This window comes from Actinoplanes sp. NPDC023801 (assembly GCF_040639655.1).
In the GTDB taxonomy this organism is placed as follows: Bacteria; Actinomycetota; Actinomycetes; order Mycobacteriales; family Micromonosporaceae; genus Actinoplanes.
In genome coordinates this window covers 115,408-123,804 of the sequence record NZ_JBFAAI010000025.1, presented here as the reverse complement: position 1 = coordinate 123,804, position 8,397 = coordinate 115,408, and the positions used below count along the sequence as shown (strand labels likewise).

At 70.2% G+C, this 8,397-nt stretch carries 7 protein-coding genes; 3 read left to right on the top strand and 4 right to left on the bottom strand.

Annotated elements, in window-relative coordinates:
• The first annotated feature begins 873 nt into the window (after window positions 1-873).
• Window positions 874-1,839 (top strand): helix-turn-helix domain-containing protein, encoded by a 966-nt coding sequence (locus tag AB0G04_RS33485; RefSeq protein WP_360991094.1) that lies wholly within the window; start codon window positions 874-876, stop codon window positions 1,837-1,839.
• Between the two features lie 42 nt (window positions 1,840-1,881).
• Here the strand turns inward: AB0G04_RS33485 and AB0G04_RS33480 are convergent, their stop codons facing one another.
• The 3 genes from AB0G04_RS33480 to AB0G04_RS33470 form a co-directional block, all read right to left on the bottom strand.
• Window positions 1,882-2,973 carry a DICT sensory domain-containing protein gene (locus tag AB0G04_RS33480; protein ID WP_360991091.1) on the bottom strand — a complete coding sequence of 364 codons (1,092 nt, stop codon included), beginning with the start codon at window positions 2,971-2,973 and terminating at the stop codon, window positions 1,882-1,884.
• Between the two features lie 83 nt (window positions 2,974-3,056).
• Window positions 3,057-3,497 (bottom strand): hypothetical protein, encoded by a 441-nt coding sequence (locus tag AB0G04_RS33475; protein ID WP_360991088.1) that lies wholly within the window; start codon window positions 3,495-3,497, stop codon window positions 3,057-3,059.
• Window positions 3,498-3,618: 121 nt separating this feature from the next.
• On the bottom strand, window positions 3,619-5,703 hold the full coding sequence (locus tag AB0G04_RS33470; RefSeq protein ID WP_360991085.1) for a hypothetical protein: 2,085 nt from the start codon (window positions 5,701-5,703) through the stop codon (window positions 3,619-3,621).
• Between the two features lie 192 nt (window positions 5,704-5,895).
• Between AB0G04_RS33470 and AB0G04_RS33465 the strand changes: the two genes are divergently transcribed.
• Window positions 5,896-6,240: a DUF1330 domain-containing protein gene (locus AB0G04_RS33465; protein ID WP_360991082.1), complete on the top strand. Its 345-nt coding sequence runs from the start codon at window positions 5,896-5,898 to the stop codon at window positions 6,238-6,240.
• 71 nt (window positions 6,241-6,311) lie between these two features.
• Window positions 6,312-7,454: a peptidase gene (locus AB0G04_RS33460; RefSeq protein ID WP_360991079.1), complete on the top strand. Its 1,143-nt coding sequence runs from the start codon at window positions 6,312-6,314 to the stop codon at window positions 7,452-7,454.
• A 426-nt stretch (window positions 7,455-7,880) separates the two neighbouring features.
• On the opposite strand, the gene AB0G04_RS33455 is transcribed toward AB0G04_RS33460, so the two are convergent.
• The coding region (locus AB0G04_RS33455; protein WP_360991077.1) for a hypothetical protein at window positions 7,881-8,397 on the bottom strand (517 nt) is incomplete at its 5' end.

The following is an 8,397-nucleotide window of genomic DNA, read 5'->3' as shown; positions in this document are numbered from 1 at the left end:
GCGACAAACCGATCTCCTCGCCGGCTTCTTCGCCAACACCGGCATGACCCTCGACCCGGAACTACCGTGACGACGCGAACCTCAGCCTTTCAACCCCTGTAGTCGAGCTGCCCCGTGCAACGCGCATGGCAGAGCGGTACGCGCATGCGGGCACTTGCCGAGGCGGGTGGGTGACCGGCCAGCCGCCTCGGCAACGGTACGAACTCCTGAGTGGTGCGGAACTCGCATCACCTCGGTCCAATTAGGCTCTGGGCTCTCGACTGACGATCTTGCGAAACCTAGCGGTAAGGCTGGCCAGAGGGCATCTGCCTGATCTCGGAACTACGTCGCTTCGCGGCTGTCCGTTGCCGGATCGCCGTGGAGGACGCGGTGGAGGGTGGAGCGGCGGGACGATCAATCAGCGGCAGCACACTAGCGAGTGAACTGACAGCCCGGAGGGCTCGGCCGTAGTTATCCAGCGAAGAACAACGCCGCAGCCGACCGTATCCGCACCCATGGCGAACCCGACGGCGCCCTCGCCGGCACCTACGCCGTCAGCCCCCTCGCGCGGTCGCGGCCAATTCCGGGGAGCCGCCCGCCGGGGTGGCGCCGACGGGCCCTGACCTACACGAACGGGTTGAAGAAAGCCAAATCGAGCACCGGAGCTACGGCGTTGGCCGCCACCCCCGGAAGTGGCCACTGATCAGCGGCTTCGCGTCAAAGTTGCGCTGAATCGATAGTCGGACAGGGTCAGCTGGTCTCCAGAGCATTGCACCGAGTAGAACCCGTCATGGAAAGCGGATTTGGTCCGTCACCAGGCTGCCAGCCCCCGCGCCTCGCCGGAGGTGGCAGGAACGCCCACTATGCTGGAATTCCTGCCACCGGGAGAGACTGATGCTGACCAACGTCGCCGTTCTGGCCCTCGACGGCGGGCACGCGTTCGAGCTGGGCGTGTTCTGCGAGATCTTCGGGATGGATCGCAGTGACGACGGCCTGCCGCCGTACGATTTCGCCCTCGTCTCCGCCACCGGCACGCTCGTGTCCACCCGGCACGGCTTCCGCGTCGAGGCCACGCACGGACTCGACCGGCTGGAGGCAGCCGACCTGATCGGGGTGCCCGCGAGCGATCCCGATGTGCCGCAACCCCCGCAGCTGTACGAGGCGCTCCGCGCCGCGGTCGCCCGCGGCGCCCGGGTGCTGAGCATCTGCTCCGGCGCCTTCGTGCTCGGCGAAGCCGGACTGCTCGACGGCCGCCGCTGCACCACCCACTGGCGCTATGCCGCGGAACTCGCCCGGCGCTACCCGCGGACCCGGGTGGAACCCGATCACCTCTACGTCGACGAGGACCCGGTCATCACCGGGGCGGGCACCGCCGCCGGCATCGACACCTGCCTGCACCTGGTCCGCAAGTTGCAGGGCAGTGCCGTCGCCAACGACATCGCCCGGCGCATGGTGACCTCCCCGCACCGCCAGGGCAGCCAGACCCAGTACGTCAGACGTCCTGACCCCGGGCGCCGCAGCGGAAGCCTGACACCGGTGCTGGCCTGGCTGGACGCCCACCTGCACCAGCCGCTCACCGTGGACCAGATGTCCCGGCGCGCGCACATGTCGCCGCGCACGTTCGCCCGCCGGTTCCAGCAGGAGGTGGGCACCACCCCGCTGCAATGGCTCACCGGCCAGCGGATCCTGCTCGCCCAGCAGTACCTGGAGAACTCTGAGGAACCGGTCACCGCCATCGCGGTGCGCACCGGATTCGGCTCCGCGGAAACCCTGCGCCACCACTTCTTCCGGCGGCTCGGTACGACGCCGCACGCCTATCGGCGTGCCTTCCGTGCCGATCCGGCGCCGCCGGGCCGGTAGGTAACTTCACATCGCCGCTGTCCGCAGCCGGGCGCTGCCGGCTCAGTCATCGCCCAGCGTCGCCACCGGTACGTTCTCTCGCTGCGCCCACTCCAGCGCGTCCTGAAGCCGTTGCGTGGGAAACGGCCGACGCCGGGTCACCATGACGACGACATGCGCGGCGGATGACAGGAACGGGTTGTGGACGCTTGCGGCCGCCAGGTCGGCGTGCAGCCGGTGCGCGATCTTCACAGCGTCGTCGGCGGCCAGCGCGGGGAGCATCAGCAGGAAGTCGTCCTCGCCGAGGCGCGACAGCCGGTCCGTGTCGCGCAGCACGGTCGTCAGCACCTCGATGAGGCCTTCGTTGCGCAGCGCGCCGGTCCGGCGTCCGGTCTGCTCGGGCAGGCGGTGGGCCGGTGGGACACGCACTGCCAGCAACGCCAGCGGCAGGGTGCCTGACGCGGTGACCCCGCTCGCCCCCGACCACCGCCGGACCTCATCGTCAGCGGTCATCGCCTGCTGCTGCGCGGCGGCCACCTGGCGGCGCACGGCGGCCAAGCGGCTGCCGGCGCGCTCCGCCTGCTCCACCAGCAGGCCGACGACCGCGTCGGCGCGGCTCTCCCCGGCCGCCGACGGCAGGTCGCGCACGCGCGCCACGACACCGGCGAACGCCTCGTGCGCGGCGGGCGGCAACCGGTCGGCCAGCGCGTCCCGAAGGCGCAGCGCCTCGTGCAGCGCGTCGTCGCGGCGCAGGCTCCACCACCCGTCGAAGAGCCGGCCGGCCTCCAGTGTGTCCGCCTCGGCGGTGACCTGCTCGCGGTCGTGGGCCACCAGCACGGCACCGAAGCGCGGGGTGAGGACGACAAGCGTCCATTCCCGGGCGAGCGCCTCGCCGCCGTCGAGCAGCACGACGTGCGACCCGGCCGGCGGATCAGGCGGGGCCTCCGCGGTCAGCCCGACGACGGTGACGTCAGCGCTGCCGGCGATCCGTTCGTACACCCGGCGCTCGCGTTCGAAATAGGGCAGCCGCTGGAAGAGGGCGATCACCAGCATCGGGCCGTCCTCGGCCACGGCCAGCGCCGCATGCTCCAGGGCATGCGAGACGCCCACCAACGTCTTCTTGGTCACGAGCCGCGTGGCCCGGCGATTCGGCACGTCCGCAGCCTAGGGCGTCCACTGCGGTCGCACATCCCGGGGCGTACGTCCCGCGCTGCGCGTGCGCAGCGCGGGACTGTGGATCAGTGCCAGACCGTGTAGCGGACGCGCTGCGTGTCCGGCTCGATGTAGTCGACCTGGTAGAGCACCCGGAACTGCACACCCGCCGGAACACCGGTGGCCAGGACCGTGCGTACCCGCGGATTCGGGGAGCAGGCCTGCACCGGCTCGGTGTAGGTGGGATCACGCCCGTCGGAGGACAGGATCGCCACCAGGAAGGTCTGGCAGGTGTCGGCCGGCCGGCGGACGTCCCGGACATGGGAGACCGAGATGGTGGTGCACGCCGCGTTGTCGTCGCTGACCGGCACGGAGGCGATGCGGCCACCGGCGTAGAAGTCCGAAGCGGGCCGGGCCGCGGTGCACCGGTGCCGTGCGTCGGCGGCGGAGGCGTTGGCGGCGGCCGGAGTGAGTACGGCTGCACTCGCTGCCAGCCCGGCGATCGTGATACTGGTGAGTCGATTCATGACCACACCGTTCTCCTACGAACACGGAAAGTACGGGCCGGACGTCTGTGGTGGCACTTTGCCGGGAGACAACCACGGCCGGACGGCGGGAGCCCACAGGGGGGTCCCGCCGTCCATCGCCTCAGCGGGTGATGCGTACGTCGTCGACGAAGCCGCGGTAGCCGCCGGTGGCGGCTGGCTGGTCGTACCCGATGTCCACCTGCACGACCCGCTTGCCGGCGGCGACCGCACCCAGCGGGACGCTGACGTGGTTCCACGCGTCCAGGGTCAGCTTTCCGCATTGGGAAGCCGGGTGCACCCGGTTGCCGCGCTGGTCGGTGGCCCCGGTGTCACGCAGGCTGCGCCGTGCACCGGTGGCCGGGTCCAGCATCAGGAGGTCGACGGCCACGCACGTGCTGTTGCGGCCGGTGGCGTACCCGTAGCTCTGGGCGTTGCTCTGCGGGTAGATCCAGTACGACAGCCGGCTGGTCGCGGTGAGGGTGGTGTCCAGCCGGAACACCTTCGTGTACGCGTACGACGCCGTCGCGTTGTTGTCCTTGCCGGAGTACATCAGCACCCGGCCGCCGGAGTGCGCCCCGGTCGGGCTGACCCCGTTGAACAGCTCCGGCCCGGTCAGCGAGCAGCAGACCCCGCCGACGTTGCGGAGGCCGCCGCCCGGCGCTTCGATCGAGACGGTGCTGGTCCAGTCGTTGCCGGCCTGGAACGACTCCAGCCCGCTGGCGAACAGGTCGTTCGCGCTCCAGCTGGGCTCGGTCTGGCCGGCCGGCTGCAGCAGCAGCGCGCCGTCGTCCTGCAGCCTGAGCGTGGAGTCGCCGCGCCGGTCGGTACCGGACGCCCACAGCACCCGGTCGCTGTGGTCGTACAGCACCAGGTTGCCGTCGTGCTGGTTGGCCAGCCGGTAGGCCTTCTGCTGACCCTGCCCCCAGAGAACCTTCGGGGTGCCGGTGCGTACGTCGTAGAGCACCAGGTTGCCGTCGGCCTGCATCCACAGGGTGTACTGCCCGTTCGCACTCTTCAGCGCCGCGCCGCGGAACAGCGAGCGGCCCGGTGCGAGCGCGGGCAGCCAGTTCTCGCCGATCAGCGCTGCTCGCACGTCGCTGTACATCGGTTCCTTCGGCCGGCCCTCGTTGTCGCGCAGGCCGAAGTGGCACTCACCGTTGAGCGGGTTGTCCACGCACTGCTCGTGACCCTTCTCGGTGTCCTGGAAGGAGTAGATGAACAGCGGCCCGGTGTAGGGGCGCGACCGCCACATCCGCACGCCCTCCTCCAGTGCGTCGCGGACCCGTTCCCTCGTCTGCGGCTCACGCCAGCCGGCCGACGGGTACCCGAACTCGGTGCCCCAGATCTTCTTGTGCCCGTCCCCGTTGCGGACCATGATGTCGCGCAGCGCGGCCAGCCCTCCGCACGCCGGGTCGTCGGGGCCGTACCCGGACCAGTAGCGGTACCAGGCGGTGGTGCCATGACAGGGATCCTTGGCGTACGACGGCAGGTTGCCACCGCCGTGGTCGGCGTACGGGTGGTAGGCGAGCGCGTCCATGAACCGGGCCTGGCCCGTCCGGTAGCCGTACTCCAGCCAGTCGCGGGCCTCGTTGTCGTTGTGGATCACGCCGTCGATCTCGTGGTGATCGCCGCCGCCGGAGCCGCCCGCCAGCACCACGCAGTCCGGGCACGCCTGATCGATCACCGGGTAGGCGACCTCGACCATCTTCCAGTACCGCTGCATCCGCGTCTCGGGGCGGTTGTCGCCGAAGCTGGCGTACCGCGTGTAGTTCGGCTCGTTGCCGATCTCGTACGCCTGCACCTTGGGACCGAAGTGCTCGACGGTCTTCCGGACGATGTTGATCCAGTCGGCGTCGTCGAGCGGCAGCCACTGCGGGCCCTTGCCGCCGTTGGCCCACCGGGGCGTGTAGTCGAGGATCAACAGCACGCGGACGCCCTGGGCGTAGGCCACGTCGACGGTGTCGTCGAGCTTGGTCCAGTCGTAGACGCCCTCGGTCTCCTCCACCTTGTCCCATTGCAGGTCCAGGCGGATGATCGGCTTCTTGTCGCCGACGTACTCGTCCATCGCCGCGACCCGCTCCGGGCGGCTCTTCTCGGTGCTGCCGTCACTGAATCCGACATCGGCGGACGTGAAAACGTACGGATCGGGAACGGCCGCGGCGGAGGCGGCGGGTCCGGCCACCACCGCGGCCGTGGCCAGTGTCATTGCGGCTAAGCGCGCCAAGGTCCGGCGCATATGTCCTCCCGTGTGTGCCGCTCGGACACCCGCCGGGCGGCAAGGCACGCTACCAACCACTGTGGATGCGTACTCCGGCGGCGCCCCGTTACCTGGCAGGTAATCGTCAACGCTACGTGGCGGCGGCACGATCGGGTGCACCACTGAACCGGGAGGATCACCATGACCGCGTACGCCGTCGCCCACCTGCACACTCCGTCGAGTCACGACGATGTGCTCACCTACATCGAGCTGATCCAGGACACCATGGAGCCGTACGGCGGCCGCTTCCTCGTGCACGGCTCGGCCGTCGAGGTCGTGGAGGGCGAGTGGCCGGGCGCGCTGGTCATGCTGTCCTTCCCGGACATGGCGTCGGCCCACGACTGGTACGCGTCTCCGGCGTACCGCAGGATCCTGCCGTTGCGGACCGGCCACATCGCCGGGAACGTGGTCCTGGCCGAGGGCGTGGGCCCGGACTACGACGCCCGGGAGACCGCCGCCGCACTGCGGACGGCTCGCGACAGCTGATTTTAGGAACCTTTACTTATAGAGTGTTGTCAATCTATGGCTCACCCGTCCCCGCGTGGAGAGGCAACCGTATGAACGACAACAGGCGTCTGGCCGCAGCTCTCGGCATCACCGTCGCGTTGATCATCACCGGCGCTCCCGCCCCCGCCGCCGCGCAGCCGGCCACCCCGCAGCCGACCGCGCAGAGGTTCGAGTCCCCCGCCGAGGCACGCCGGCAGATCCCGCTGGTACAGGCCGCCGGAACCATCCGCCGCATCCTCGGCCAGGGCACGAACCACGGTTACGCCGGGCTCGAGCTCCAGGACGACCGGGTCGTTCTCTGGTGGAAAGGCACGGTGCCCGCCCCGGTCCGCCGGGCGGTCGACACCGCGCGGCGGAAAGCTCCCGTCCGGATCGCCACCGCCACCCACTCACTGCGCGAACTGCGCGCCGCGGGCGCCCGGCTCCGTACCTCCCTGGCCGCCGAGAAGCCGCGCATCAAGTACGCGGTGGACGGCAGCCGCGTGGTCGTCGACCTGGCCGGCGGAAACGGCTTCACCACGGCCGGGATCCCGCCGGTCGGGGTACCGGTCGAGGTGGTCGACCAGGGAACGAAGGTCCTGACCAGTCGCCGCGACGACTGGCCGCAGTGGAAGGGCGGCGCCGACCAGATCAACGGCAACTCCCGCTGCACCACCGGCTTCCCGGTCCGCAACTCCTCCGCCGAGTTCATCCTGACCGCCGGCCACTGCGGCAGCAACGGTGACCAGATCCGCGACGGCGCCGGCGAATTCATCGGTACGTTCACCGGCGACCGCGACGACCACGACATCGCGCTGGTACACACCCCGAGCGGGGCCGACAACCTGATGTACGTGGGTGGCCTGGACAGCAACGTGGTCACCACCGTCGAAGGCTGGGACTGGGTGTTCCCCGGTGAGTACCTGTGCCAGTCCGGGGGCTCCTCGGCACGCGACACCGGCGGCCCGGTCTGCGGCCTGCGGGTCGAGAAGTTCAACACCGACTCGGGAGACGCCGTCGAAGCCCGGCAGGTGGACGGCCGGCCGGCGGTGCGCGGCGGCGACAGCGGCGGCCCCGTCTTCGGTCCGTCGGCCAGCGGCAACGTCATCGCCAAGGGGATCAACAACTACACGTACGTCGGCAACAACACGATCCTGGGATTCCAGGACTTCGGCACCGCGACCCGCGACTACGGCATCTGGATCACCGACTGACCCACGACGCGATTGGCAGGTCGCATCCGGCCGGGCGGTTCCGGCCGCCCGGCCGGATCGTCGCCGTCGAGAGGCGCCACCCGGTTGGCGAGGGGCTCAAGCCCTGGATGCCGGCCCCGTACTTCCGTCCGCGGACGCCGAGCGACGGGTTCAACCGAACAACCGCTCGCGGCGATCGCGCGCCGCAAAGCTTGGACGATCCTGACCGGCGTGCGCTGGTGCCCACACCGCGGCACCACGAACGTGCAGCCGTTCTCCTCCTGCAACACGCTGCAGGCAGCTGCCAGGCAAGAGGCAACAGCTCGATGCCAAGCGCCGTGAAGCGGACCCGCAGCAGGTCGGCAATCAACGGCGACCGGGTCAGCCGGCCGCCGTTGATCCATGTGGTTCAGCCGCCGATCGTGGGCGAACCGCCGCTGACGCCGGTCACCGCCAGCGTAGTGCCGCCGCCACCCCCAGGTCCGGCGCCCGTGTTACCAGCAGCACCGGTGTTACCAGCAGCGCCCGCGTCACCAGCACCGGCCGTCGTGGCCGTGGCAGGCGTGCCAGCCGCAGTGGCACCAGCCGCGTTAGCAGCGCCGGTGTTACCAGCAGCACCGGCGTCACCAGCACCCGTGTTACCGGCAGCGCCGGTGTCACCAGCGCCCGTGTTGCCAGCGGCACCCGCGTTACCAGCACCGGCCGTCGTGGCCGTGCCAGGAGTACCACCCGCAGTGACATTAGCCGCATTAGCAGCATTAGCAGCACCGGCGTCACCAGCGCCCGCGTTACCAGCGGCACCCGCGTTACCAGCACCGGCGTCACCAGCACCCGTGTTACCGGCAGCGCCCGCGTCACCAGCACCCGCCGTCGTGGCCGTGCCAGGGATATCACCTGCAGTGACATTAGCTGCATTAGCAGCGCCGGCGTCCGCGCCAGCAGCGGCATCAGCGGCACCGGTGTC

Bases quoted from the DNA above. Each gene is read 5' to 3' on its own strand.
- AB0G04_RS33470 (WP_360991085.1), bottom strand. From the start codon at position 5,703: ATGACACTGGCCACGGCCGCGGTGGTGGCCGGACCCGCCGCCTCCGCC.
- AB0G04_RS33465 (WP_360991082.1), top strand. From the start codon at position 5,896: ATGACCGCGTACGCCGTCGCCCACCTGCACACTCCGTCGAGTCACGAC.
- AB0G04_RS33475 (WP_360991088.1), bottom strand. From the start codon at position 3,497: ATGAATCGACTCACCAGTATCACGATCGCCGGGCTGGCAGCGAGTGCA.
- AB0G04_RS33485 (WP_360991094.1), top strand. From the start codon at position 874: ATGCTGACCAACGTCGCCGTTCTGGCCCTCGACGGCGGGCACGCGTTC.
- AB0G04_RS33460 (WP_360991079.1), top strand. From the start codon at position 6,312: ATGAACGACAACAGGCGTCTGGCCGCAGCTCTCGGCATCACCGTCGCG.